Origin of the sequence: Yersinia similis (genome assembly GCF_001053095.1) — a bacterium.
Classification (GTDB): Bacteria; Pseudomonadota; Gammaproteobacteria; order Enterobacterales; family Enterobacteriaceae; genus Yersinia; species Yersinia similis.
In genome coordinates, this window is record NZ_CGBP01000014.1 from 1 (window position 1) to 26959 (window position 26959).

Genomic DNA, 26959 nt, shown 5'->3' on the forward strand with positions numbered 1-26959 from the left:
AGCTCATCGGGATGCGTTCGCTTGCTGCCTTGCTGTGACGCCAATGACTTTGGGAAATCCCTTCGCTCCTGATGCCACAGCGGTGTTAGCTACGCTCATTTACCCGAATCACTTACTGGTCGTTGATTTTAAAATGAATCAGCTCATCGGGATGCGTTCGCTTGCTGCCTTGCTGTGACGCCAATGACTTTGGGAAATCCCTTCGATCCTGATGCCACAGCGGTGTTAGCTGCGCTCACTTACCCGAATCACTTACTGGTCGTTGATTTTAAAATGAATCAGCTCATCGGGATGCGTTCGCTTGCTGCCTTGCTGTGACGCCAATGACTTTGGGAAACCCCTTCGATCCTGACGCCACCGCGGTGTTAGCGGCACTTGCTTACCCGAATCGCCTTTCCCCTGCTTTTATATCTTATTGATCAATAAAACGTCAGTTAATAAAAATGTTACGCAGAGTATGGGCTGGTTCATAGATTGTGATAAATCACTCACTATACTGGTTCTGTTATTGGTCATACCTCTCCACTTCAATGCATAAGAACATAAAAACAAAGGGAACCTACGATGGACGAACAATTGAAACAGAGTGCGCTTGATTTTCATCAATTTCCTGTTCCAGGGAAAATTCAGGTTTCGCCAACCAAACCGCTGGCGACCCAACGGGATTTGGCATTGGCGTATTCTCCCGGCGTTGCTGCACCCTGTCTGGAAATTGCTGCAGATCCTTTAGCTGCTTACAAATACACCGCCCGTGGCAATTTAGTGGCCGTTATCTCTAACGGTACTGCCGTGCTGGGGTTGGGTAATATCGGCGCATTGGCCGGTAAACCCGTGATGGAAGGTAAAGGCGTTCTGTTTAAGAAATTCTCAGGTATTGATGTTTTCGATATTGAGGTGGATGAACTCGATCCAGATAAACTGATCGATATTATTGCATCTTTGGAGCCAACCTTTGGCGGTATCAATCTGGAAGATATCAAAGCGCCAGAGTGTTTTTATATTGAAAAGAAACTCCGTGAACGCATGAAAATCCCAGTATTCCATGACGATCAGCATGGTACGGCGATCATCTGCACCGCCGCAGTACTGAACGGTTTACGGGTTGTGAAGAAAGATATCAGCGATGTGAAACTGGTGGTATCCGGCGCAGGCGCGGCCTCTATCGCCTGCTTAAACTTGCTGGTGGCGCTGGGGTTAAAACAGCACAATATCATTGCATGTGATTCTAAAGGTGTCATCTATAAAGGCCGTGAAGCGAATATGGCCGAAACCAAAGCGGCCTATGCTATCGATGATAACGGCCAGCGCACATTAGGTGATGTCATGCCGGGTAGCGATATTTTCCTCGGCTGCTCTGGCCCCGGTGTTTTAACGCCAGAGATGGTGAAAACCATGGCACCGAATCCGTTGATTCTGGCCCTGGCAAACCCGGAACCGGAAATCCTACCGCCGTTAGCAAAAGCGGTGCGTCCCGATGCAATTATTTGTACTGGCCGCTCGGATTACCCTAATCAGGTTAATAACGTGCTGTGCTTCCCGTTTATCTTCCGTGGCGCGTTGGATGTCGGTGCAACCACCATTAATGAAGAGATGAAGCTAGCTTGTGTCCATGCTATTGCTGATCTGGCGCTGGCTGAGCAGAGTGATGTGGTGGCTTCCGCTTACGGGGAGCAAGACCTCTCCTTCGGCCCGGAATACATTATTCCTAAACCCTTCGATCCGCGCTTAATCGTGAAAATTGCTCCCGCAGTGGCCAAAGCGGCGATGGCGTCAGGAGTGGCAACTCGCCCAATCACTGATTTCAATGCTTACGTCGAAAAACTGTCTGAATTCGTTTACAAAACCAACCTGTTTATGAAGCCAATCTTCTCGCAGGCGAAGAAAGAGATGAAACGGGTTGTGCTGGCGGAAGGGGAAGAGGAGCGGGTGCTTCATGCCACGCAAGAGCTGATTTCACAAGGGCTGGCTTATCCTATTTTGATTGGCCGCCCAAGCGTAATTGAGACTCGGTTGAAAAAACTGGGCTTGCAAATCAGTGCCGGGAAAGATTTTGAAGTGGTCAATAATGAGTCCGATCCGCGCTTTAATGAATACTGGCACGAATATTATCAAATCATGAAACGTCGTGGTGTTTCGCAGGAACAGGCCCGCCGTGCGGTGATTGGTAATCCGACGCTGATTGGCTCAATCATGGTTCATCGCGGCGAGGCTGATGCGATGATTTGTGGCACCATTGGTACCTATCACGAACACTACGATGTGGTCGAGAAAGTGTTTGGCTTCCGTGAAGGGGCACATGTGGCCGGGGCGATGAATGCATTGTTGCTGCCGAGCGGCAATACCTTTATCGCTGATACCTACGTCAATAATGATCCGACAGCGGAACAACTGGCAGAAATTACCCTGATGGCGGCTGAAACCGTACGTCGTTTTGGTATTGAGCCAAAAGTGGCGTTGTTGTCCCATTCCAGCTTTGGTACATCAGATTGCCCGGCGGCCCGTAAAATGCGTCAGACGCTGGCGCTGGTGAATCAGATGGCACCAGAATTGGAAATTGACGGTGAAATGCACGGTGACGCGGCACTGGTGGAGAGTATTCGCCATAACCTGATGCCAGATAGCCCACTGAAAGGTTCAGCGAATATCTTGATTATGCCGAACATGGAGGCTGCACGTATCAGCTACAACCTGTTGCGTGTCACGTCGTCAGAAGGGGTGACCGTAGGCCCGGTCCTGATGGGAATAACGAAACCGGTCCATATTCTGACACCGATTGCATCGGTGCGGCGGATTGTGAATATGGTGGCGTTGGCGGCAGTGGAGGCGATTACTCTTCGTCCTTGACGCCGCAGCTGTGTTAGCGGCGCTTATTTACCCGAATCACTTACTGGTCGTTGATTTTAAAATGAATCAGCTCATCGGGATACGCTCGCTTGCTGCCTTGCTGCCTTGCTGCCTTGCTGCAACGCCAATGACGTTGAGTAATCCTCTTCTTCTTGGTGTTGCAGTCTCCATCACTCTTCGTGCTTATTTTGCTTGGTTGTGGGCTTGCTGCAACCACTTATCCAGCTCATTAGCAAATTGCTGGCGGTCACGCTGATTCAAGGTATTTGGGCCACCAGTCTGAATACCGCTGGCGCGCAGGGTATCCATAAAATCACGCATGTTCAGCCGCTCACGAATAGTATCTGGGGTATAACGCTCGCCACGAGGGTTTAGGGCAATCCCCCCTTTTTCAATCACTTCTGCTGCCAGTGGGATATCTGCGGTGATCACCAGATCATTTTTTTCCACCCGCTGGACAATCTCGTTATCAGCCACATCAAAACCGGAAGCCACCTGCACTGTGCGGATAAATTTCGACGGCGGGGTTTTCAGTGGCTGATTAGCGACCAATGTCACCATCATGCCGGTACGATCAGCGGCGCGAAATAAGACCTCTTTAATCACATTGGGACAGGCGTCCGCATCGACCCAAATCTGCATTAGTGTGTTTCTCCTTTAATCGCTAACCAGTCTTTTACCGGCAGAAAATCGCGGTACAACGCGGCTTCTGCACTATCTGCCTCTGGCTGATAGTTATATTCCCAGCGCACCAACGGCGGCAGGGACATCAAAATAGATTCAGTGCGCCCACCCGTTTGCAGGCCGAACAACGTACCGCGATCCCAGACCAGATTGAACTCGACATAGCGGCTCCGGCGATAAAGCTGGAATTGACGCTCTCGATCACCCCAGCCCAGCGCTTTACGCCGCGCGACGATTGGCATATAAGCCGCCAGGAAGCCATCGCCAACGGCTTGGGTGAAATTAAAGCAGGTCATAAAATCAGGACTATTCAGATCGTCAAAAAACAGGCCGCCAATACCCCGCGCTTCCTGGCGATGCTTAATATAAAAGTAGTCATCGCACCATTTCTTATAGCGCGGATAGATTTGTTCGCCGAATGGCTGGCAAAGGTTATGTGCTGTCTGATGCCAATGAATGGCATCTTCTTCAAAGCCGTAATACGGGGTTAAATCAAAACCACCGCCAAACCACCACACGGCGTCTTCACCGGGTTTCTCAGCAATAAAGAATCGCACATTAGCGTGACTGGTGGGCAGATAGGGGCTTAGCGGATGAATCACCAGTGACACACCTAGCGCCTGAAAGCTGCGGCCCGCCAACTCTGGACGGTGAGCAGTGGCAGAGGCAGGTAACATCGCCCCGGACACATGGGAGAAGTTAACCCCAGCTTGTTCAAATACAGCGCCATTAACCAAGACCCGGCTGCGGCCACCGCCACCTTCTTCGCGGATCCAGCACTCTTCCGTGAATTCGGAGTGGCTATCGGCCTGATCCAAGGCCGCACAGATGTTATCCTGCAAAGTGAGCAGGTAGGTTTTGATTAGGGCTATATTGGGTGAGTTCATCAGAGGGGTTCACTGGTGGAAATTTTCAGGCGCTAAGTATACCCCAATTTTCCTCTATTTTTGTATTGCCAGTATGGATCCGCGCGGCCGCTTACTTTTATTGAACGGGTGAGCGTTGTTTTTATCTACCCAATGTGAGTGATGTGGGTAAGCGAATAGTAACCTTTGACGCTATTCAAGTACAAAGGGGTATCGCTGCGGGAAATATCATTTTATTATTGCGTGATATCATATTCCCGCGATAATCAGCCTATCCATTTTACTCGACGGTGTGAACAGCCATGGAAATCCGCATATTTCAGCAAGACGATTTTGAAGAAGTGATTCTGCTGTGGGAGCATTGTGACTTACTGCGTCCTTGGAACGATCCGGAAATGGATATTGAACGTAAGTTAAATCACGATCCTGAATTATTCTTGGTGGCGGAAGTGAATGGCACGATTGTCGGCTCAGTGATGGGCGGGTATGACGGTCACCGAGGCTCTGCCTATTATTTGGGGGTTCACCCAGATTACCGTGGCCGTGGCTTTGCCAATGCATTGATCAGCCGGCTGGAAAAGAAACTTATCGCCCGTGGCTGCCCGAAGCTCAATATTATGGTGCGCGAAGACAATGACGCGGTAATTGGCATGTATGAAAAGCTCGATTACGAAACCCAAGACACGATTATGCTGGGCAAACGGCTGATTGTGGATCAGGAGTATTGAGGTTTTAGCGTTTTGAATTTAAAGGATAGTAAATTTAAACCCACTTTTAATTTAATAGCGCTACTGGCCGAAATGACCGAGCAATAGATAAGGTGATTTTGGCCTTATCTCAAGGTTTTTAGCCGCCAACCTTTCTGTTTTCTGCTGTTTCTCTCCTTAAATCGACCTTATTGCCATAACTTATCCATGCGCATAGATAAGTAAAATCTTTTTTGCCACACTCTTGCCACAGTTAGAAATAAAAGAGTGCAGAATGGCGACGATCCGCAGCGTGGCTTCCCGTCACAAACTAAAACCTTTAATACCAAAGCCGAGGCTGATGCCTGGGCAAAAATAGTTGAGTCGGAAATGGCTCGCGGCGTGTGGCTGAGTCGTAGTGAATCGGAATCGACAACGCTATATGACTCGCTTGTGCGTTATGAAAATGAAATTGTCGCCAACAAAAGGGAGCGGTGCAAGATAGGTCTATTATCCGCATCTTTAAGCGGCAACCATTAGCCAGATGTTATATGGCCAGTATTCGTAGTGCCGATGTCGCCAAATTAAGAGACGAATGGCTAAAAGACTATGCGCCGGCCACGGTGTTACGCCGCCTATCTCTGCTTTCTCACTTATTTAATATTTCCCGCAAAGAGTGGGGAATGGAAAGCCTGATTAATCCTGTTGACCTGATCCGTAAACCCCAACCCGATAATGCCTGTACACGGCGTATCGCTGTTGAAGTTGTGCCAGCCATAGACGAAGATAATGAGGTTAAAACGCCAAGAAACACTGCTCAGGACGAAATCGAGCGGATTATTACCAATACTCAATCTCCGATATTGCCATCAGCGGTTTGCCTGGCGTTGGAAACGGCTATGCGAGCGGTGAAATTGTTGGGGAGCAGGTCAGATCTGTGAAGGAACTGATCGGATAGAGCACTAGGCGTTTTTTTGCCCTATTGAACGGTTTGAAAATATAAAGATTATTTAGTTACTCATATTTGCAATGACTAAGATTTAGGTGGCTCGTATTCGACTATTTGACCCAAACTAAATTTTGCTACTAATTTGCGCCACGCTCCTCCTACGTGGAATATAAATTTATCACTTGACTCTAGAGTGAATTAACAAATAAATTGTCCTTCGTCCTGGGACGCAGGACGATGATTGGGTGGTGAAAATGAAAAGTCAAGATATCGGTTTGATGCTAAAACTCATTTGCTTGCAAAAGCAAGAGGTTCGACTAAAAAAACAGCAAGAGTCATTCGCGTTAGCTTCCAATATTTGGTGGGATTGGGAAGCCGCAGAGGATTTGTATACGCCTACAGCTAATCTACTGACGCCTGATACTTCTATTGATGACTGGCTTGTGGAGCGCTACAGCGTTAGGGCTTTGGCTGCGGAAACGGGAATAAGTAAAAGTCAGGTAAGTTTATCTCTACAAGATATGATCTCAGTGGGTCTGGTAAAACGGGACAGAAAATTAGGTGTACCACGGACCAATGTTAAAGCACTTTTTGAACTCATTATATATGGACTGAGATATATATTCCCAACCAGAATAGGAGAATTGACTCGAGGCATTGCAACATCAATTGGTGCTCCGGTACTGCAAGGAAAGCTGATGGGCGCGGGAGATGTCATCCCTGTTTGGCCTGATGCGAAAGGCAATACCAAGGGCCAGTCGGTTGAGCCTCTATTTAAAACAGCAACTTATGCGGTTCGACGAGATCCTGAAATGTATGCTTTGTTAGCACTCATAGATGGTGTGCGTATTGGGCAACCGCGTGAACGTAATTTTGCATCAGATATGTTGATGAAACGGATGGAAGTAACTCGATGATTAATAGTGATATTCAATTAGATATGCTCCAACGTGTTGCTGAAGCATTAGGGCCTGATTTACGTGAAAAAATGACTTTTGTCGGGGGGGGTACGACAGGTCTTTTAGTCACCGATGAGTTTACTCGGGAACAAATACGCCACACCGATGATGTTGATCTCATTATGCATGTCATGAGCTATACAAGTTATTCAGCACTTCAGCAAGAGCTTCAAGCACATGGATTTAAAATTGAGGTACCTGATGACGATGGTGCGCATTTGTGCAATGAAACTCGGTGATTTGCGAGTTGACTTTATGCCAGATGATGAAAATGTATTAGGTTTTACTAACCGATGGTATAGGAAAGCAATGGAAACAAGTACCTATTTTAATTTAGCACCTGAACTAAGTATTAATTTGATAAGTCCTGTTTATTTTATTGCTACTAAATTGGAAGCATACAATGGCCGTGGAAAAGGTGATCCTCTAGAAAGTCGCGATATTGAAGATATTCTCAATTTAGTTGATGGCCGACCAGAGCTTGTAAATGAAATATCTACAGCGGAAAATGATTTAAAAATATATATTAGTCAACAAATTGAAGTCCTTATTAAATTGAGTGACTTCGATTATGCAATTCAAAGTCATACATATGGTGATAAAGCGCGAGAAGATGAGATCTATGAAAGGCTAGAGAAGATAATAGAAATTGGTAAGTAATTATGCTAATAACATGGGTTAGCCGCAAGGGTTTGAAAAGATTTAAAAATAATGACGCAGTGGCTTTGTATGAAAATAATAAAATATTTATTGCGATAGCAGTAGATGCTGCGGAAAAAATAATATATCGCATGAGTCTGACCTGGCAAAATATTGGGCAAATGCAGTAATAGCTGAATGCAAATTTCGTATAGATAGTACTTCAATGTTAAAGATCGATATAAATGAAATTGTTGCTATATTGAGAGAGAAACAAAAAAACTTACGCCATAGCTATTTACATGAAACTGCAAGCTATGCCGTCGTTTTTTTGGATAAAGAACTCCAAGTTGTGACGACTCTACATTGTGGGGATTGCTTATTTGGAAGCCAAAAAAATGCACCCTCGATAAACTGGTTAATTAAGCCACATAATACACATCAACAACATATGCAATTACTGGCAGCAGGTTGTCAGTGCCACTCTCATGCATATTCACGTTTTACGCTTACTCGCTATCTAAATGCCAGACGTTTCTATACACCTGAACTGAATGAATTCCCTATAACCGACATGGAACAGCTTATTTTATCTACAGATGGTTACTGGGCTGAGCATATAGGTGAGCGTATCGCCTGGGAAAAACTTGAAGACGATGCTAGTGTACTAAGAATTAACTTATCAGAGGAAAAAACTCTGGATATGCAAAGTGATTGTGAGAACTTTGTGACATATACCATTTATTAGTATGGAGGTTTTCTTTATTTACGCCACACTTATAACGCACAATACTGCAATTCAACCTTGTGTTCTGCAATTCTTTGTTTATATAATGTTTTGATTTTTATTGAAAATATAGTCTTAACCCCAGTTTGCACCAGAGCTTAAATTGGCTTTGCCAATGCATTGATCAGCCGCCTGGAAAAGAAATTGATTGCCCGTGGCTGCCCGAAGCTGAATATTATGGTGCGCGAAGACAATGACGCGGTAATTGGCATGTATGAAAAGCTCGATTACGAAACCCAAGACACGATTATGCTGGGCAAAAGGCTGATTGTGGATCAGGAGTATTGAGGGTTTAGTTGGTTGAATGTAAAGAGTGTTAATTTTAAATTCACTTTAGATTCGATAGCACTATTGGCTGAAATGACCGAGAAATAGAAAAGGTGATTTTGGCCTTATCTCAAGGTTTTTAGCCGCCAACCTTTCTGTTTTCTGCTGTTTCTCTCCTTAAATCGACCTTATTGCCATAACTTATCCATGCGCATAGATAAGTAAAATCTTTTTTGCCACACTCTTGCCACAGTTAGAAATAAAAGAGTGCAGAGTAAGGATTAAGTATCGGTAGTCAGTGCATTTTAAGACAATATCGACCCCAATTTTTTGTATCAGATCCTTTAGATAAATCAACCGATACAGGAAATTATCAGCCCCAGACATCGGAGTATGGACCTGGTCATTGGGTGGTTATTGATGAGGGCTATGCCTTTTGGCCGGTTTCAGGGAAATCATGGCACGGGATGCCAGTAACATTGGATAATATTTATGAACTTAAAAAGTAAAATCTTTATTTTTTGGGGAATGATGGATCTCTATTATATCGTTAGATATATATGGGTTAGCCTCTCTGTCGGTAAAATTCCCTTTGTCAGTGATATTAATAATTTTTTGCCCATGGACTTTTCTGATCTACTTATATATAGAGTTATTGTTATAGGTTCGATGCTAACCACCATTTCAGTGTTGTTTACTGCTTTTTTCTTTTTAAAAAATAAAAAGATAGCGATAATGGCCGCTTTTATACAAGAGCCCTTTAGACTTATTTTTGGCGTGTACTCTATTTCATTGATACCTACATTTATCAATGCACTCGGTATGACTATATTAGTGACTAATCTATTTTTACTTGTTATTTCTGAGAGTTTAAAAATTTACACTTTGCTTATTGCCAGGAAGATGTAGCTCGAAGTAACGTGGGTAGACATGTTTAATCTATTGAGCAAAAAAATGGTTTCCCGCATTATCGCGGGAAACCACTCATCGGGTATGTTCTTTAGAAATTAATCCGGAAACCGATATTAGCCATGATAGGTGACTCTACATGAGTCCCGTTGCGGTAATTGGCTTCGGCATAAACGGAAGTCTGTTTCGTCAGGTTGATATCCATGCCTAAACCATACTTCGCGGTATGTCCTGATAAATCATTATTAAAGTCGTTAACCTGATTGATCGTCACGGTATTTGATTTGATGAACTCTCGTTCAATAGCGACTTTGGCGTAGGGGCGGATGACAGACCCATTATTCAGGTCAATCTTCGTTCCCAGATGTGTACCTATTTCACCTTTAGCTGAGCGGTTATTATCAATATTCGCTGTCATACCATTGTTCAGTGCAATATCTTTATCCTGTGCCGTGTAATAGCTGGTACGAACATAAGGCTCTACGAACCAATTATTAGACAGGCTATAGTGATAACCAGCTTCCAGTGAGCCACCGATTGCATTCTGGTTATAATCACTTTGTACTGAACCACCGTTGGTCATATGGGCATTCAGTGAGTTTTTAAAACGGTTTGCTTTAACGACGGCATCGACATAATAACCACTGTTATCGAAATAAGTACCGTAGGCACCCAAGCTATAACTATCAACAGTACTGTTCCCACCACGAGCATGTTTCACTCGGTTATTGCTATAAGAGGTAAAACCGCCCAAGACTAATTGGCCTGAAGACATTTCTAGCACTTTATCAGCGCCAATTTCAAAACCATCTTGCTGCAAACGGTAAGCGGCATCATGAGCAGCATTGACCCGAGTATTGTTGGTTAAATAACGCCCCCAAACACTGGCGCCATCATCTTTATTATTATTTAAATCACCTTTACGAAAACGCAGATTCTGCATTTCACCATCGAAAATAAACTGGTTGGATGAGGCCATACTCAACACTGCTTCCGTTGATGGGGTTGTTTTCTCTTCAGGTTCGGGTTCAAGTTCAGTGCCTGTATTCAAACCTGAGCCTAAATACCACAGATTTCCGCCAGCCCGTGCGGAATTATCCCATGTATTCAAGCTATACACGTAAGTACCGCCATCGACTTCAATGATGTTAGCTCCAGAAATAGAAGCCAGTGTGAATGTTGCATCACCACTGAGATCGTGAATCAAGTCCAATGTGGTCATATCAGGTGAGGTGATCTCATGACCAGAGTCGTTAACTATCACCTTATGTTCCCCACTGGCGTTAGCGATGGTCATGAAGTTGCCTTTTCCCTCAGCAATAGAGGTATTGAATAGGAAGGAGCCAGAGCCGGAAAGCGTGCCGATGTTTAATGAAGCATATTGGTCGCCAGAACTTTGCTGGAAAACCACTTCACCGCCATTCAATATTAGGTTATCCACTGTGGCATAGGCATTGTTATCCAGACTCGCGCGCACCATCAATGTTGTATCTTCACCGTTGAGAACGACATTCTCAGCGTAAGCACCATGAGTTGCTGCGGCATTCAGATAGACAGTGGCAGCGTCATTAACCTCCGTCAGACCGGTTAATTTAGCCTCGGCATATACCCAGGAATAACTGTGATCAAATAAGTGGGTATCCTGTGACTCACCGCCAGCTTTGACCACCTGAGTGGTCCTATCATAAAATGTGGCACCAATACTGTGACCATTGGCTTCGATAGACTGCTTGCTGGCATCAACAAATACGGAGTCATGTGATGTGGCTTTGGTATCCCACCCTTTTGCCTCGTTTTTCATACCCCATAACATTTCATATGACGTATCTTCATAGCGGCTATTGGTAATGACGGGATCAAATGGAAGGCTACCATCATTCAACGTCGTAACAAAAATTTGATCAGTCATGGCCATTTGGGTGGAAACAACGACCATTGAATTGCCTTTAGCCAGCGTCTGATCAGCCGATGTTGCCACCCACATCAGGCTATCGTTCAGCGTGGTATTTTCTGCACGGCCAGCATAGATTGTATCATCCGGAAAATGGTGAGCGCTTACAGTAAAGTGACTGTTGTTCACTTCGGTATAGCGAATGGTACCTGAGGCAATTTGAGCAGAGAAATTCGCGTTAGAATTGTATAATTCATATCCTTCACCATTAAAGACAAAATGGTGATCTTCACTACCAGTAGTAACACCATCACCCAGCTTAATATTATGAAATTCACCCGCACCATATTTACTCTGTTCACAAATGTCAGTGACAGTATAATCAGTACATGAATCGGCGTTTGCGTTCATTGCTGTTGAGGTGTAAAGAATGGATGAAATGGCAATGCTAAGATAGGTTTTTTTAATATTGTATTTCAATGTAATAATACTCCAATTTATTTTTTAATTTCATTAAATTTACGTATTCCACATTGATACGCTATAATTTTACATTGCTCATTAATGAGTGTAATTAATTGTTTTAATAGAGAGTAAACAATTAAATATTTATTTTCTTCTTATAAGGATTTTAACAAAATTATGTAGGGTGAAATATGGGAACGCATGCGGATTGTTGTAGGAAAAATCTTGTGTTGGCCCAAATTTTATTTGGACAGGTTTTTTAAATGATAAATTCTCGCAATTATCACAATAAAAATTGATCAAGATCATGGCGGAAAGGGGGATGTTTCTCAGGTGTTATGTATTGATAATAATACGACACCAAGAGTAAAAGAAATTTTAGGGGCGCTGATATAGATTTAATCCTACTCTCAGTACCGAGAAACGCTTGCTGAGAGTAGGGAGTGGGGAAATTAATTATTTAATCTTGGTGATGTTTTTTACATCGATTTCCACTGAGTTCCAGTCTTTATCTACTTTCCCTTCAATTTGCACTTTATCTTGTGGCGTAATGCTTTGGCCTCTCCAACGTTTGTCGTCAATCTCAACAGTAATAGTACCGGTGCTATCACGGAAAGTGTAAGTATCGTGGCCCAAACGAGCTTCGATGTTCCCTTGCAGGGTGACACGGGCATCATCACGCATGGTTTTGACTTTATCTACTGTAGTGCTGGAGGCGCTCGGGCCAGTGAATCCCCCCTGGGTAGCGGGTTGAGTTTGCGTGGTGGCCGGGCCATCAAAGCCGCCTTGTGTGGTGTTGCTAGCGCTTTGGGCCAGCAATGGGGTGCCACATAGCATAATGAGAGTTGCTGCCAAGGTTAGTTTTTTCATCTTATTGCTCCTTCAATGAATGAATAATTCGTCTGAGGCCTGAGACTTGTAGAGGCCTCTTTGGTACTCAATGATAGACTAAAATCTTAGTAAGAGTTTCTGGAACATCACTATTTGACTGGTTAATAGGGATTGACGTAGATTTTATCAATAGTGCCACAGTGGATTTTTTAGGAAAAAAGCCGATTAATTATGGTGTCTTACTTGTTATGGTTATTAAGGCAACAAGATAATGGCACTTTTCTACTGGCTCGCACTCAAACCACTGGTTATCACTTTTTAGCGATTCATATTGGGCTTCTGTGTGCTCTGAGTTGCAGAAACACTGATTGGATGTCGGGGTTATTTTTAAGGAGCGTTAGATGAATATTCGCCCAAGGTTGTCTGGGGTGCGTTTGCTATTACTGAGTGCCCCCTTGTTGTTGGCCGGGTGTTCAACGGTGTCTGGTTTCTCTTGGTCAAGTTTATCGCCACTTAACTGGTTTAGCGGCAGTAGCAGTATGCAGGTGACTGATCAGGGGGTTGGGGGGATCACTGCCAGTACATTGTTGACGGAGAATGATATCAACGCTGGGTTGCAAGGTGGTTACCGTTTACGTAGCGGCATGGCCACCAACGATGGAAAACTCGTTTCTTTCTATCAGGCGCTGAAAGAGGATCAGATTAAGCTGGTTATCTCTGGGCAGCCTAAAGGGCTGGTAGAACGTATCGATGTTATGGATAAAAGTATCCCTAGCCAATGGGGGGTTACCATCGGAACGCCATTCAGCGATTTGTACAAAAAAGCATTTGGTGTCTGCCATAAAGGCAGTGGTGATGATGTCAATCAAGTAGAGTGCGTGGCACCAGAGAGTAAACACGTCAGCTATTTATTTAATGGCAACTGGCATGGTCCTGAAGAGTTAATGCCATCAGATGATGCTTTGCAGCGTTGGACGGTGAGTAAGATTATTTGGCGCGCAAAAGGCGAATAAGAATTAATTGTATTTTTTGCTATTATCACTTGGGCGCTACCTCTAGCGCCTTAATATTATTCCTATCCCTATATTACATTCTCTTCCCGCTTTATTTTGCGTTGCCGCAAGGTAATTTTAATCGTTTCAGTTATGATATTCAGCGTAACCAATACTGAAGTTTTAGTGAGGAAGAAAAGCATGACTCAAGTTCAGAGTGGCATTCTGTTGGAGCACTGTCGTTTTGCCATCTTTATGGAAGCAAAAGTACAGGGGGAGTTAGATGCCATTCGCCTAGGATGCAAAAAATTCTGTCAATCATTGCAAGAGTTACAGCAACAATTTCCAGATGAGCATTTAGGTGCGGTGATCGCCTTTGGCTCCAATGTCTGGCACGACTTATCCAATGGACAGGGCGCGAAAGAGCTAAAACCTTTTGTTCCATTGGGGAAAGGCTTAGCTCCCGCCACTCAGCGTGACCTGCTGATTCATATTCAGTCACTGCGTCAGGATATTAATTTTTCGTTGGCACAAGCTGCGGTGGCGGCTTTTGGTAGCGCCATTGCGGTTGAAGAAGAAACGCATGGTTTCCGTTGGGTTGAGGAGCGTGATTTTACCGGCTTTATCGACGGAACCGAGAACCCGCAAGGCGATAAGCGCCCCGAAGTGGCCGTGATTGCCGATGGCGAAGAAGATGCCGGTGGCAGCTATGTGCTGGTTCAGCGTTATGAGCATAATCTGAACAAGTGGCAGCGTATTCCTGAAAATGAGCAAGAGAAAATTATTGGCCGCACCAAACTCGACAGCCAAGAGTTGCCATCAGATCAGCGCCCGGATACCTCTCATGTCAGCCGTGTTGATCTGAAAGAAAATGGCAAGGGCCTGAAAATTCTGCGCCAAAGCCTGCCTTATGGTCTCGCCAGTGGTAAACATGGGCTGTATTTTATCGCCTATTGCGCGCGCTTACATAATATCGAACAGCAATTGTTGAGTATGTTTGGTGATATAGATGGTAAGCACGATCAGTTGCTGCGTTTTAGCAAACCGGTTACCGGCAGCTATTATTTTGCACCATCACTGACGGCTTTATTGTCCCTGTAAATCGGGGATGATTTGTCGAGCAAGATATATCCCCGTTGGCCGGATTGATGAAATCCGGCCTGAGGTTATTGACAAAGTGCCCGCGACGGAGAGAACAGGCAGATCGTAAAGACGCCGTAAATACATCCATGTAGGCTCGAGCCGCGCCATCCTTGGCGCGGACTCTTTACTCTTCTGCCTATCCTCACCGTTCAAGAGTGAGTCATCGGGGTTTGTCAGCAGTCTGTGGCCGGATTGATGAAATCCGGCCTTTTATTATTTATCACTCAGGGGATAGAGAGAAATAATTACTGCAACGTAATAGCGTCACGTATTCTGTTAACCACGGTTTGCTTCTGTTCTTTGGTCAAGGCACGCAGTGGCAGGCGTGGGTTACCAGCATCAATACCATGTAATTGCATAGCGGCTTTACCGGCGGCAACACCACCAAATTCAACCAGTACACGGATCAGCGCAATGACGTGATCCATTCCACGCTGTACCGCAACCTGATCACCCGCGTTAAAGTCAGCGATAATTTTATGGAACAGCGGAGCGGCATAGTTATAGGTGCTGCCAACAGCGCCAATAGCCCCGACAGCCAGGCCACCTGGCAGATGTTCATCAACGCCAAACGGGATATCAAATTTACCGCCACTCACACGCAAACAGCGTTGAAACTCATACAAATCAGCATTATTGAATTTAATTCCTGACAAGTTAGGGATCTTGGATTCCGCTTTGATCAGAAATTGTTCCATGTCCAAATTTACACCGGACATACCGGAATGGTAGTAATAAAAGCCCTTCGATGGTGCTGCCGCGGCTATTGCCTGACAATAAGCGATTAGGTCATCCAGATTACCCGGTTTAAAGAAACAGGGGCCGATGGCTGAGGTTGCGAATATATCCAGTGTTTCCGCATGACGAGAGAGATCAACCGCATCTTTAATACTGAGAGCACCGGTGTGTAAGGTAATGCTCAGTTTGCCTTGAGCGGCGTTTACCCAGCGTTCAGCAATTTTCTTGCGCTCATCAACTGAGCAATGAATGCCTTCGCCAGTGGTGCCACAGACATAAACGCCTTTCACACCGTCATTGACCAGATGCTCGGCAATTTGGTCAATGACCGGATAATTGACCTCGCCCTGTTCATCAAAGGGAGTGTGCGGAGCTGCGATCAGGCCGGTTAACTTTTTCATACGCATCCTTATAAACTGGGAGAGTGGAGGGTCCTGTGGGCCATAATCAATAATGACGACAATCAGTATTCGGTCAGTTTTTCTGTTTCACACTGCTTAATTGCATCGCAAAACCAACCGCAAATATGTTCTATACGAGTAATGGCGGAACCGACCGTAACGGCATATGCCCCCGCTGATATTGCCGCCGCCGCCAGGGCCGGTGAATGGTAACGCCCTTCGGCAATGACCCTGCACCCGGCTTGCGCTAACTGTGTCACTAAGGCCAGATCGGGCTCGGTTGGCACGGTGGCTTGAGTGTAGCCGGAAAGGGTGGTGCCGATAAAATCAATCCCCAGATGATGAGCCAACAGGCCGTCGTCAATATTGGAGGCATCGGCCATGGTCAGGCAGCCGGTTGCCCGCGCTCGCTGATATAAATCGGCCACGGAGACTGGGCGCTCACGGCAGGTAACATCAAAAGCAATAATATCTGCTCCGGCGGCACTTAGTGCATCGATATCTTCCAGCCAAGGGGTAATTCTGACCTCGGAGTCAGGCAAGTCGCGTTTAATAATGCCAATAATGGGGGCATCTGTAGCCCGACGTACTGCCTGGATGTTGCTGATGCCTTCAATTCGTAGACCGACAGCACCGCCCGCCAGTGCGGCACAGGCCATTGCCGCGACGATCTCAGGCGTATCCATGGCACTGCCGGGAACCGGTTGACATGAGGCGATAAGGCCATTTTGGAGCTTGTGGCGGAGATTGCTTAGATTGCTCACGGTCTTTAACTCCGATGTGAAATTATAAATGAAGTTTAACTCCATTATGTTAGATCGTTTATCCGTCGGGTGCAACGATAAGAAGGGTGATGTATGACGAAACTTTAGCAAATAGAGTGCTTTCCTGGCGCTGAGAACGTTATTAGTTATTGTGCCGTTGACCGCTAATTGCCGCGTTTGTATTTGTTAGGCATGTCGCTTCGTTAGCTCAGCCAACCTTCCTTTAAGGAGTTTAACTCCAAATTAAAAATAACAATGGAGTTAGTGCTAAAAGATTGGCATAGTTATCCATTCAGCGTGAGTAGACTCGTTAAGATACAAGAGGGTTACGCCAGATGGGAAAAGGGTTAGCACTGGATATCGGTGGAACAAAAATTGCCGCCGCGGTGGTCACTGAGAGTGGCATGTTGATTGGCCGCCAGCAAATAGCAACACCACGAGGCGGTGCCGGACAACTGGCTGCCGCACTGGAAACACTGATAGCGCCTTACCGCCATCAGGTTGATTTTATTGCTGTTGCGTCAACGGGCATTATCAGCGGGGGCCGTCTGACGGCGCTCAATCCGGCCAATTTGGGCGGGCTGGCTGACTTCCCATTGTACGACTGTATTCGCTCTATCAGTGATCTGCCTTGTGTCCTGCTGAACGACGGTCAGGCTGCGGCATGGGCTGAATACCAGGCGCTGGGTGATAAAAATGACAATATGATGTTTGTGACCGTTTCCACCGGTGTGGGCGGCGGCATCATTTTGAATAAAAAACTGTTGGTCGGGCAACGTGGGCTGGCAGGGCATATCGGCCATACGCTGTCTGATCCTCATGGTGTTTTGTGTGGTTGCGGTCGCCGGGGATGTGTCGAGAGCGTGGCATCAGGCACTGCTATTGGGGCAGAAACCTTGGGGTGGAAGCAACCGGTATCGGCTGCCACGGTGTTTGACATGGCGCAGCAAGGGGATGCGCAGGCGGGAAAAGTCATTAACCGTTCTGCCGCAGCCATTGCTCAGATGTTGGCCGACATGAAGATGGCGCTGGATCTGGAGGTGGTTATTCTGGGGGGCAGTGTCGGGTTGGCGGTTGGCTACCTGGAGAGGGTGGTTGCCGCCCAGAAGACATTACCGGGTATTTACCGCGTCCCCGTACAAGAGGCACATCACCGTCAGGATAGTGGATTACTCGGGGCGGCACTGTGGGCCAGAACGTCGTTGTGATCACGATCAGTGATATACCGTTATTGAGTCACTTACCGTTATCAGTAAATATACCGTCATCAGTCAATATCGAGGCATAACATGATCAGTGGATCCTTGGCACAACCGGCGTTTTTCAGTGGCTTACCTGAACGTCTTCAATGGGTATTGACTTATCTGGCGGATATGCCTTTAGCGCAGTTAAGCTGTGGGCGGCATGAGATAGACGGTGAGTTGATGTTTATGAATGTCATGGCGTTTGATACTCAACCCGCAGAGAGTAAGAAAGCAGAGCTGCATCGTACCTACGCCGATGTGCAATTGCTGATCAGCGGCATTGAGGGAATTGAGTATTCGACCCTGACACCGACAGAACATCTGGAGCCTTATCACCCTGATGATGATTATCAGCTCATCGCCGATATTCCAGATAAAAGCCAGTTACATATGTTGCCCGGCATGTTTGCGGTATTTTTACCGGGAGAGCCACATAAACCAGGCTGCCAGATAGCCGGTTCTGGTGCTATCAAAAAGGTGGTCGTGAAGGTTCATTATAGTCTTTTGAATAGCTAGTTATCTTTCTGATTTTATATCATAAGAAAAAACAGCGTCTTTGACATTTTTACCCGGTCTTCCGGGTTTTTTTATTGATCTCATCCCGTACACCTCCACCATTGATCTTCACGAATCAGATCAACTATGTAATGATGCGCTTCAAATATATCATCCTGTCTGTCATTTTATTTCCCTTGAGGTGTCCGCGTGAAAACTGGTGCTCCCCGTTTTAAGCCAGGTAAAATTCTTGATGCCTTGGGTGCGATGCAAAATAGCCTGACTCGCTCTGCTCAGCGTATTGCTGCGTATATTTTGGCGCAACCGACCCAGGTTACCCAATTGTCTATTGCTGATCTCTCTGCACTCACGCAGGCCGGTGAAGCGACCATTATTCGTTTCTGTCGGACGCTGGGTTATAAAGGGTTTCAGGATTTTAAAATGGATCTGGCCATTGAAGTGGCTACCCGCCATAACAGTGAAAACAGCCTGTTAGATGCCGATGTTCAAGAGGGTGACGATACGCTGGCGATCGGCAGAAAATTACAATCTGCTATCAATAATGTCTTATCTGAAACACTTAATTTGCTTTCTATTGAGAGTGTTGAACAGGTGGTCAAATTGCTGCGCCCTGCGGATCGTATCTGTATTTTTGGTGTTGGCTCCTCGGGGATCACTGCGGAAGATGCCAAAGGTAAACTGATGCGTATCGGCCTGCGGGTTGATGCTGCGACAAATAATCACTTCATGTATATGCAAGCCTCTCTTATGAATCCTGGTGATGTTGCCATTGGTATCAGCCATTCGGGGACCTCAGCTGAAACTGTACAGGCCCTAAAATTGGCAAAAGAGGCAGGGGCGACGACGGTGGCGCTGACGCATAATATGGGGTCACGGATCACTGAGTTAGCCGATTATGTCCTGATCAATGGTAACCGGCAGGGGCAGTTGCAAGGGGATTCTATCGGCACAAAAATCGCACAACTGTTTGTGTTGGATCTGATTTACGCTTTATTGGTCAAAGCTGATCCAGCGCAGGCGGAGAGTATTAAACGTAAAACTACTCAAGCGGTTAGCCAGAATGGGTGACCGGTAATATACCCGGCAGATTTGAAGCTGCATGTACGTTAACGGCCTTCGTTACTCCGCCCGCCCATGGGCCTCGCCTCTTCGAGGCCGCTGCAAGCCGCGTTAAAATCTGCTCCCGGCAGATTTGTCACCCCAGCCACTGACTTGTGTAAGTTCCTGGGGACTTACTCACTTGCCGCCTTCCTACAGCTCGAATTATTTAGGATATAGACTTTCTGCTGTGCTTTGTTTATTTGCTGTAGTGATATCCTGTCAGCGGTAGTAAACGCCTTGTAATCCCATTGCTTCTCTTTCTCTTATCAGCATTTCGCTGTCTTTGTCACGTTTTAGACATATTGCTATTGAAATGATGGGTTGATCTTATATACTCAAATGGAGTTTAACTCCTTTATTGAAAATAATTTGGAGTTAAAGGCGCGTAAATACCAACATGGCAATAAACATCGATTAGCAATCAATAAAGTGATTATAAACAATCACATGCTATGGTTGTACATGCCTCGGGGAAAACCGTTACTGCTGGTGCCATCATTGCCAGTGGGGAAGAGAGAGCGATGATATGAGCATTTCAGTAGATCCATCTCGTGAAGACAAACCATTATCGGGTGGCGCTAAGCCACCACGTTGGTACAAACAACTGACCCCTGCGCAATGGAAGGCCTTTATTGCCGCTTGGATCGGTTACGCCCTGGATGGCTTTGACTTTGTTCTGATTACTCTGGTTCTGACCGATATTAAACAAGAATTTGGCCTGACACTGATTCAGGCGACCAGCCTGATTTCTGCTGCCTTCATCTCACGCTGGTTCGGTGGGCTGGTACTAGGAGCGATGGGGGATCGCTATGGCCGTAAACTGGCCATGATCACCAGTATTGTGTTGTTCTCCTTCGGTACGTTGGCCTGTGGCTTGGCACCTGGCTACACCACGCTGTTTATTGCCCGCTTGATTATCGGTATTGGCATGGCGGGTGAGTATGGTTCCAGCTCGACCTATGTGATGGAAAGCTGGCCTAAAAATATGCGTAATAAAGCCAGTGGCTTCCTGATTTCTGGCTTCTCTATCGGCGCGGTATTAGCGGCGCAAGCTTACAGCTACGTGGTGCCTGCATTTGGTTGGCGTATGTTGTTCTACATTGGATTATTGCCAATTATCTTTGCGCTGTGGCTACGTAAAAACCTACCGGAAGCAGAGGACTGGGAAAAGGCACAGAGTAAGCAGAAAAAAGGTAAACAGGTCACTGACCGGAATATGGTGGATATTCTGTATCGCAGTCACCTCAGTTATCTGAATATTGGCCTGACGATATTTGCCGCCGTCTCACTTTACCTCTGTTTTACTGGCATGGTATCGACGTTGCTGGTTATAGTTCTCGGTATTCTTTGCGCTGCAATATTTATCTATTTTATGGTTCAAACCAGTGGCGATCGCTGGCCAACGGGCGTCATGCTGATGGTCGTGGTGTTCTGTGCGTTCCTCTACTCTTGGCCGATCCAGGCGCTGTTACCGACCTACCTGAAAATGGACCTCGGCTATGACCCACACACCGTAGGCAATATATTGTTCTTCAGTGGTTTTGGTGCGGCCGTGGGCTGTTGTGTTGGCGGTTTCCTTGGCGATTGGTTGGGTACCCGCAAAGCCTATGTGACCAGTTTGCTGATATCACAGCTCTTGATCATCCCGCTGTTTGCCATCCAGGGCAGCAGTATTTTGTTCCTGGGGGGATTACTGTTCTTACAACAGATGCTGGGGCAGGGGATTGCGGGCCTGTTGCCGAAACTGCTGGGCGGTTATTTTGATACCGAACAGCGAGCCGCAGGGCTGGGCTTTACCTACAACGTCGGCGCATTGGGAGGGGCATTGGCCCCCATACTGGGGGCATCGATTGCTCAACATCTCAGTTTAGGCACAGCGTTAGGATCGCTCTCTTTCAGTCTGACATTCGTGGTGATCCTACTGATTGGTTTTGATATGCCATCCCGTGTACAGCGTTGGGTCCGCCCATCAGGTTTACGGATGGTGGATGCCATCGATGGCAAACCATTCAGTGGTGCCATTACGGCCCAGCATGCGCGAGTAGTGACACAGAAATAACGTTTTTTCATCCAGAATTTACTTTTCATCCATCATTTATTTTTCATCCATAAACTGTTTTTATTGCCCGGTGCGCGACGACCGGGTTTTTTTATTTGTTTATTTGTTTATTTTTTATTGTCGATAACCCCAGCTAAATAGCGCAGAGGGCAATTAACCGGAGTGGCTGGTGAGCTGCGGGGTTGCTGGCTTAGAGCATTTCATGCTTGAACATCACCAAATGGTATATAAAAGCGTTATAGGTATGCGCCTAGTTATAAATACACTGAACATAATTTAAAGGCACACCGTTCATAATGAATGACATGCCTATTGGTTGAACTCAGTGGACAAGGTGCAGAATGAAACAGAACTCGGTCAAAAAAAATGCGCGTAACGGATTGACTCGCATTGCATTATTTAGTGCGCTGATACTCAGTAGTGCCGCTGCCTCGGCCACTGAGTTGCTCAACAGCTCTTATGATGTTTCCCGTGAATTATTCACGGCGCTCAATCCGGGTTTTCAGGCACAGTGGGAACAGCAGAACCCCGGTGACAAACTGACTATCAAACAATCTCATGCGGGTTCTTCCAAGCAGGCATTGGCTATCTTACAAGGTCTGAAAGCCGATGTGGTCACCTACAACCAGATTACGGATGTGCAAATTCTTCATGACCGTGGCAATTTGATTTCTGCGGATTGGCAAGCCCGTCTGCCGAATAACAGCTCACCGTTCTACTCCACCATGGCGTTCCTGGTCCGCAAAGGTAATCCAAAAAATATCCATAATTGGGATGATTTGGTACGCGAAGACGTCAAGCTGGTTTTCCCTAATCCCAAAACCTCCGGTAATGGCCGCTATACCTATCTGGCCGCCTGGGGCGCGACCCAACTGGCCGATGGCGGCGATGAGGCGAAAACCCGCGACTGGATGAAACGCTTTTTGAACAATGTTGAAGTGTTTGATACCGGTGGCCGCGGTGCAACCACGACGTTCGTTGAGCGTGGCTTGGGTGATGTACTGATCAGTTTCGAATCGGAAGTCAACAATATCCGCAAAGAGTACGGCAGTGATAAATACGAAGTTATTGTCCCGCCAGTGGATATTTTGGCTGAGTTCCCGGTTGCCTGGGTGGATAAAAATGTAGAAAAGAATGGCACTGAAAAAGCCGCCAAAGCCTATCTTAATTATCTCTATAGCCCATCAGCACAGCAGGTGATCACCAGTTTCAATTACCGTGTTTACGATAAAGCGGCGATGGAGGCGGCAAAGTCTCAATTCCCTGACACCAAATTATTCCGAGTTGAAGATCAATTCGGTAGCTGGCCACAGGTGATGAGTACCCATTTTACTACCGGCGGCGTACTGGATAAATTGTTAGCAGAAGGGCACCAGTAATGTTGTCGGCATCCAGTAAACGGGTTTTACCCGGATTTACCCTCAGTCTTGGGAGTAGCCTGCTTTACACCTGTTTGATTTTGCTATTACCGCTTAGCGCGTTAGTGATGCAAGTTGCGCAGATGAGTTGGGCGCAGTACTGGGAGGTGATCACCAACCCTCAAGTGGTTGCCGCGTATAAAGTGACTTTATTGGCCGCCGGTGTAGCCAGTGTGTTCAATGCGGTGTTTGGGATGTTGATGGCTTGGATTCTGACCCGCTATCAATTCCCCGGCCGCAGCATTCTGGATGGGCTAATGGATTTACCCTTCGCGTTACCAACCGCAGTGGCTGGCCTGACGCTGGCAACACTGTTCTCCACCACGGGTTGGTACGGTGCTTGGTTAAATGAGTTCGGTATCAAAGTCTCCTTTACTTGGTTGGGAATTGCTGTCGCCATGGCTTTCACCAGCATTCCGTTCGTGGTCCGCACGGTACAACCGGTATTGGAAGAGTTGGGGCCAGAGTACGAAGAAGCCGCAGAAACGCTGGGAGCGAGCCGCTGGCAGAGCTTCCGTCTGGTGGTGATGCCGGAATTGGCACCCGCGCTATTGGCCGGGACCGCATTATCCTTTACCCGCAGCTTGGGGGAGTTTGGCGCGGTTATTTTTATTGCCGGTAACATTGCCTGGAAAACGGAAGTGACCTCGCTGATGATTTTTATCCGTTTGCAGGAATTTGATTACCCAGCAGCCAGCGCTATTGCCTCGGTGATTCTGGCAGTCTCCCTGGCGTTGTTGTTTAGCATTAACACGTTACAAAGCCGCTTTGGCCGGCGGATAGGTGGGCACTAATGGTGGATATCTCTGAATTTAACGGTGTAGCCCGCCCACCGATCAATTGGGGCAAATGGACGCTGATTGCCATTGGCGCAGTGTTCTCGTTTTTGCTGCTGGTGATCCCGATGGTGTGGATCTTTATCACCGCTTTTTCTAAAGGTATTGCGGTAGTCGGGCAGAATTTATTAAACCCAGATATGTTGCACGCCATTTGGTTGACCGTACTGGTGGCATTGATAACTGTGCCGGTGAATCTGGTTTTTGGGGTGGTACTGGCCTGGTTGGTGACACGCTTTGTCTTCCCTGGCCGCCAACTGTTGATGACGTTAATCGATATCCCGTTTGCGGTTTCGCCCGTCGTGGCGGGTTTGATGTATTTGTTGTTCTACGGTTCAAATGGGGTGGTCGGTGGCTGGCTTGATGCTCACGATATCCAGTTGATGTTCTCCTGGCCCGGTATGGTATTAGTCACCATTTTCGTCACCTGTCCTTTTGTGGTGCGTGAACTGGTACCGGTGATGATGAGCCAAGGTAGTCAGGAAGATGAGGCTGCCGTATTACTCGGCGCTTCAGGTTGGCAGATGTTCCGCCGGGTCACCTTACCTAATATTCGCTGGGCGTTGTTGTATGGCGTGGTGTTAACCAATGCCCGCGCGATTGGTGAATTTGGTGCGGTATCGGTGGTATCCGGTTCTATCCGTGGCGAGACGTATACCTTGCCGCTGCAAGTTGAATTGCTGCATCAGGATTACAACACCGCCGGGGCATTTACTGCCGCTGCGTTACTGACTCTGATGGCAATAGTGACCCTTTTTCTGAAGAGCGGCCTGCAATGGCGCTTGGCGCGTCAGGTTGTCCGTCTCGAACAGGAGCAAAAGCATGAGCATTGAAATTAATAATATCAGTAAGTATTTTGGCCGGACCAAGGTACTGAATGACATTACGCTTGATATTCCTTCAGGCCAAATGGTGGCTTTGCTCGGCCCTTCTGGTTCGGGTAAAACCACCTTATTGCGGATTATTGCCGGGCTGGAAAACCAAAATGCCGGGCGCTTGAGTTTCCATGGCACGGATGTCAGCCAGTTACATGCCCGTGATCGTCGGGTCGGTTTTGTTTTCCAACACTATGCGTTATTCCGCCACATGACGGTATTCGACAATATCGCCTTTGGTTTGACGGTGTTGCCGCGCCGTGAACGCCCGAATGTGGCGGCCATTAAGCAGAAAGTGGGGCAATTACTGGAGATGGTGCAATTAGGGCATCTGGCCGAGCGTTTTCCATCACAGTTGTCAGGTGGTCAAAAACAACGGGTTGCTTTAGCGCGTGCATTGGCGGTCGAACCACAGATTTTGTTACTGGATGAGCCTTTTGGCGCGCTGGATGCACAGGTGCGTAAAGAGCTGCGCCGTTGGTTACGTCAGTTGCATGAAGAACTGAAATTCACCAGTGTCTTTGTCACCCACGATCAGGAAGAAGCGATGGAGGTCGCAGATCGGGTGGTGGTGATGAGTCAGGGCAATATTGAGCAGGTGGGGACACCGGATGAAGTCTGGCGTGAACCGGCAACCCGTTTTGTTTTGGAGTTTCTGGGTGAAGTTAACCGCCTGAGCGGGGAGATCCGCGGTTCGCAGCTGTTTATTGGCGCACATCACTGGCCGCTGGATCTTGCACCGATGCATCAGGGCAGTGTCGATCTGTTTCTGCGCCCTTGGGAGATGGAAGTGAGTACGCAAGCAAGTGATCGCTGCCCACTGCCGGTTCAGGTGCTTGAAGTTAGCCCCCGTGGTCACTTCTGGCAATTAACCGTGCAACCAATTGGCTGGCATCAGGACCCGATCAGTGTGGTGCTCCCAGAGGGGGACATTGACGCCCCGGTACGCGGCAACCGTTATTATGTTGGCGGGTTAAATGCACGCTTATATTCTGGAAATCAATTATTGCAACCCATTGCTTTAGCCCAAAGCGCCTGATAAGTTTTTCCTCTTTTTGCAAATAAAGAACCCTATCCAAAGTCATTGTTGTTGCAGCAAGGCCGCTAACGAGCAAATCCCGATGAACTGACTGGCGTCCGTCATTCGGGTTTGTGAGAGCGGCGAACACCGCTGCAACGTCAAGGACCAAGGGTATTTAAAGGTAATGAATGTGACAACCCTGGAACACTGCATCGGCCATACACCATTGGTGAAACTACAACGCTTAAGCCAAGGGCTGAGTGCGGAGATTTGGGTCAAACTGGAAGGTAACAATCCGGCCGGTTCGGTTAAAGATAGAGCCGCATTGGCGATGATCCAGCAGGCAGAGTTGCGTGGTGATATTGCCCCCGGTGACGTCCTGATTGAAGCGACCAGTGGTAATACCGGGATTGCCTTAGCGATGATTGCCGCCATGAAAGGTTATCACTTGAAGTTACTGATGCCAGAAAACATGAGTCAGGAGCGTCAGGCGGCGATGCGAGCTTACGGCGCGGAACTGATTCTGGTTAGCCGTGAACAGGGCATGGAAGGGGCGCGTGATCTGGCGTTAACCATGCAGGAGAACGGCGAAGGTAACGTGCTGGATCAATTTAATAATACGGATAATCCCTATGCGCATTTTACGGGGACTGGGCCGGAAATCTGGCAGCAAACGGCGGGTAAAGTGAGCCACTTTGTCTCCAGTATGGGGACCACCGGCACGATCACCGGTGTCAGCCAGTATCTAAAAAGCCAAAATCCGCAGGTGAAAGTTATCGGCCTGCAACCGGCAGAAGGCAGCAGTATTCCGGGGATCCGCCGATGGGCAGCGGAATATACACCGGGTATTTTCCGCCCCGAGCTGGTGGATCAGGTGTTGGATATCACGCAGAGTGTTGCAGAGCAAACCATGCGGCGGTTGGCGAAAGAAGAGGGGATATTCTGTGGCGTCAGTTCTGGTGGTGCGGTGGCTGGGGCGCTGCGTATCGCGGCAGATAACCCTGATGCGGTGATTGTGGCGATTATCTGTGACCGTGGTGACCGATATTTATCGACTGGGGTTTTTTAAGTAAG

At 47.1% G+C, this 26959-nt stretch carries 26 protein-coding genes and 2 pseudogenes; 22 read left to right on the forward strand and 6 right to left on the reverse strand.

The genetic code is table 11. From position 1 onward, the window contains the following. Positions 1 to 183: 183 nt before the first annotated feature. Positions 184 to 318 carry a hypothetical protein gene (locus tag AC971_RS25510; protein ID WP_268869950.1) on the forward strand — a complete coding sequence of 45 codons (135 nt, stop codon included), beginning with the start codon at positions 184 to 186 and terminating at the stop codon, positions 316 to 318. A 246-nt stretch (positions 319 to 564) separates the two neighbouring features. Then, a complete protein-coding gene (maeB, locus tag AC971_RS11850) occupies positions 565 to 2844 on the forward strand; it encodes an NADP-dependent oxaloacetate-decarboxylating malate dehydrogenase (RefSeq protein ID WP_025384454.1) in 2280 nt (759 codons plus the stop codon). A 183-nt stretch (positions 2845 to 3027) separates the two neighbouring features. On the opposite strand, the gene AC971_RS11855 is transcribed toward maeB, so the two are convergent. Together AC971_RS11855 and hemF are read right to left on the reverse strand one after the other, a co-directional pair. Continuing rightward, on the reverse strand, positions 3028 to 3486 hold the full coding sequence (locus AC971_RS11855) for a YaiI/YqxD family protein (RefSeq protein ID WP_025384453.1): 459 nt from the start codon (positions 3484 to 3486) through the stop codon (positions 3028 to 3030). Beyond that, a complete protein-coding gene (gene hemF / locus AC971_RS11860) occupies positions 3486 to 4415 on the reverse strand; it encodes an oxygen-dependent coproporphyrinogen oxidase (protein WP_025384452.1) in 930 nt (309 codons plus the stop codon). Before hemF ends, AC971_RS11855 begins: the two co-directional genes overlap by 1 nt. A gap of 281 nt (positions 4416 to 4696) precedes the next feature. Here hemF and AC971_RS11865 point away from each other — a divergent pair, with 281 nt between their 5' ends. The 9 genes and pseudogenes from AC971_RS11865 to AC971_RS11895 all read left to right on the forward strand — a co-directional run bounded on the left by AC971_RS11865 (position 4697) and on the right by AC971_RS11895 (position 9590). Further along, positions 4697 to 5122 (forward strand): GNAT family acetyltransferase, encoded by a 426-nt coding sequence (locus AC971_RS11865; protein WP_002208525.1) that lies wholly within the window; start codon positions 4697 to 4699, stop codon positions 5120 to 5122. A gap of 246 nt (positions 5123 to 5368) precedes the next feature. Further along, positions 5369 to 5985, forward strand: a pseudogene (locus tag AC971_RS25750) (site-specific integrase); the annotation flags it as partial. Positions 5986 to 6283: 298 nt separating this feature from the next. Next, positions 6284 to 6946, forward strand: coding sequence for a helix-turn-helix domain-containing protein (locus AC971_RS11875; protein WP_025384450.1), 663 nt, complete (start codon positions 6284 to 6286; stop codon positions 6944 to 6946). After that, positions 6943 to 7227 carry a hypothetical protein gene (locus tag AC971_RS25170; protein WP_231573012.1) on the forward strand — a complete coding sequence of 95 codons (285 nt, stop codon included), beginning with the start codon at positions 6943 to 6945 and terminating at the stop codon, positions 7225 to 7227. Before AC971_RS11875 ends, AC971_RS25170 begins: the two co-directional genes overlap by 4 nt. Further along, complete coding sequence (locus AC971_RS25175; RefSeq protein ID WP_231573013.1) at positions 7214 to 7648, forward strand: hypothetical protein; 435 nt, start codon at positions 7214 to 7216, stop codon at positions 7646 to 7648. The genes AC971_RS25170 and AC971_RS25175 overlap by 14 nt, the downstream gene beginning before the upstream one ends. A 2-nt stretch (positions 7649 to 7650) precedes the next feature. Continuing rightward, positions 7651 to 7818: a hypothetical protein gene (locus tag AC971_RS25180; RefSeq protein ID WP_231573014.1), complete on the forward strand. Its 168-nt coding sequence runs from the start codon at positions 7651 to 7653 to the stop codon at positions 7816 to 7818. 35 nt (positions 7819 to 7853) lie between these two features. Then, positions 7854 to 8375 (forward strand): hypothetical protein, encoded by a 522-nt coding sequence (locus AC971_RS11885; RefSeq protein ID WP_231573015.1) that lies wholly within the window; start codon positions 7854 to 7856, stop codon positions 8373 to 8375. 144 nt (positions 8376 to 8519) lie between these two features. After that, positions 8520 to 8702 (forward strand): annotated as a pseudogene (locus tag AC971_RS11890) (GNAT family N-acetyltransferase); the annotation flags it as partial. Positions 8703 to 9173: 471 nt separating this feature from the next. After that, positions 9174 to 9590 carry a hypothetical protein gene (locus AC971_RS11895; protein ID WP_025384449.1) on the forward strand — a complete coding sequence of 139 codons (417 nt, stop codon included), beginning with the start codon at positions 9174 to 9176 and terminating at the stop codon, positions 9588 to 9590. A gap of 91 nt (positions 9591 to 9681) precedes the next feature. Here AC971_RS11895 and yapL read toward each other — a convergent pair whose 3' ends face one another. Together yapL and AC971_RS11905 are read right to left on the reverse strand one after the other, a co-directional pair. Then, complete coding sequence (gene yapL / locus AC971_RS11900) at positions 9682 to 11961, reverse strand: autotransporter YapL (RefSeq protein ID WP_038402313.1); 2280 nt, start codon at positions 11959 to 11961, stop codon at positions 9682 to 9684. Between the two features lie 441 nt (positions 11962 to 12402). Next, positions 12403 to 12816, reverse strand: a complete 414-nt coding sequence (locus AC971_RS11905) for a YgiW/YdeI family stress tolerance OB fold protein (RefSeq protein WP_025384447.1) — start codon at positions 12814 to 12816, stop codon at positions 12403 to 12405. A gap of 362 nt (positions 12817 to 13178) precedes the next feature. Between AC971_RS11905 and AC971_RS11910 the strand changes: the two genes are divergently transcribed. Both AC971_RS11910 and AC971_RS11915 read left to right on the forward strand, forming a co-directional pair. Next, entirely contained in the window at positions 13179 to 13790 is a 612-nt protein-coding gene (locus tag AC971_RS11910) for an RpoE-regulated lipoprotein (protein ID WP_025384446.1), read from the forward strand. A 180-nt stretch (positions 13791 to 13970) separates the two neighbouring features. Continuing rightward, positions 13971 to 14870: a Dyp-type peroxidase gene (locus AC971_RS11915; RefSeq protein WP_025384445.1), complete on the forward strand. Its 900-nt coding sequence runs from the start codon at positions 13971 to 13973 to the stop codon at positions 14868 to 14870. 287 nt (positions 14871 to 15157) lie between these two features. Here the strand turns inward: AC971_RS11915 and AC971_RS11920 are convergent, their stop codons facing one another. Together AC971_RS11920 and AC971_RS11925 are read right to left on the reverse strand one after the other, a co-directional pair. Further along, on the reverse strand, positions 15158 to 16051 hold the full coding sequence (locus tag AC971_RS11920; protein ID WP_025384444.1) for a dihydrodipicolinate synthase family protein: 894 nt from the start codon (positions 16049 to 16051) through the stop codon (positions 15158 to 15160). Between the two features lie 62 nt (positions 16052 to 16113). Then, entirely contained in the window at positions 16114 to 16860 is a 747-nt protein-coding gene (locus AC971_RS11925; RefSeq protein WP_016255872.1) for an N-acetylmannosamine-6-phosphate 2-epimerase, read from the reverse strand. A 290-nt stretch (positions 16861 to 17150) separates the two neighbouring features. Between AC971_RS11925 and AC971_RS11930 the strand changes: the two genes are divergently transcribed. The 9 genes from AC971_RS11930 to cysM all read left to right on the forward strand — a co-directional run bounded on the left by AC971_RS11930 (position 17151) and on the right by cysM (position 26954). After that, entirely contained in the window at positions 17151 to 18023 is an 873-nt protein-coding gene (locus tag AC971_RS11930) for an N-acetylmannosamine kinase (RefSeq protein ID WP_002208516.1), read from the forward strand. A gap of 81 nt (positions 18024 to 18104) precedes the next feature. Continuing rightward, the gene (gene nanQ, locus AC971_RS11935) at positions 18105 to 18575 is read left to right on the forward strand and encodes an N-acetylneuraminate anomerase (protein WP_025384443.1); all 471 of its coding nucleotides are present in this window, start codon (positions 18105 to 18107) and stop codon (positions 18573 to 18575) included. 246 nt (positions 18576 to 18821) lie between these two features. Beyond that, on the forward strand, positions 18822 to 19643 hold the full coding sequence (locus AC971_RS11940) for a MurR/RpiR family transcriptional regulator (protein WP_462511182.1): 822 nt from the start codon (positions 18822 to 18824) through the stop codon (positions 19641 to 19643). A 559-nt stretch (positions 19644 to 20202) separates the two neighbouring features. Continuing rightward, the gene (locus AC971_RS11945; RefSeq protein ID WP_025384441.1) at positions 20203 to 21735 is read left to right on the forward strand and encodes an MFS transporter; all 1533 of its coding nucleotides are present in this window, start codon (positions 20203 to 20205) and stop codon (positions 21733 to 21735) included. A gap of 341 nt (positions 21736 to 22076) precedes the next feature. Beyond that, positions 22077 to 23114, forward strand: a complete 1038-nt coding sequence (locus AC971_RS11950; protein ID WP_025384440.1) for a sulfate ABC transporter substrate-binding protein — start codon at positions 22077 to 22079, stop codon at positions 23112 to 23114. Then, positions 23114 to 23947: a sulfate/thiosulfate ABC transporter permease CysT gene (gene cysT, locus AC971_RS11955; protein ID WP_002208511.1), complete on the forward strand. Its 834-nt coding sequence runs from the start codon at positions 23114 to 23116 to the stop codon at positions 23945 to 23947. The genes AC971_RS11950 and cysT overlap by 1 nt, the downstream gene beginning before the upstream one ends. Next, positions 23947 to 24822, forward strand: a complete 876-nt coding sequence (gene cysW / locus AC971_RS11960) for a sulfate/thiosulfate ABC transporter permease CysW (protein ID WP_025384439.1) — start codon at positions 23947 to 23949, stop codon at positions 24820 to 24822. Before cysT ends, cysW begins: the two co-directional genes overlap by 1 nt. Beyond that, positions 24812 to 25903 carry a sulfate/thiosulfate ABC transporter ATP-binding protein CysA gene (gene cysA, locus AC971_RS11965; RefSeq protein ID WP_025384438.1) on the forward strand — a complete coding sequence of 364 codons (1092 nt, stop codon included), beginning with the start codon at positions 24812 to 24814 and terminating at the stop codon, positions 25901 to 25903. The genes cysW and cysA overlap by 11 nt, the downstream gene beginning before the upstream one ends. 172 nt (positions 25904 to 26075) lie before the next feature. After that, positions 26076 to 26954 carry a cysteine synthase CysM gene (gene cysM / locus AC971_RS11970; RefSeq protein WP_025384437.1) on the forward strand — a complete coding sequence of 293 codons (879 nt, stop codon included), beginning with the start codon at positions 26076 to 26078 and terminating at the stop codon, positions 26952 to 26954. Positions 26955 to 26959 lie beyond the last annotated feature (5 nt).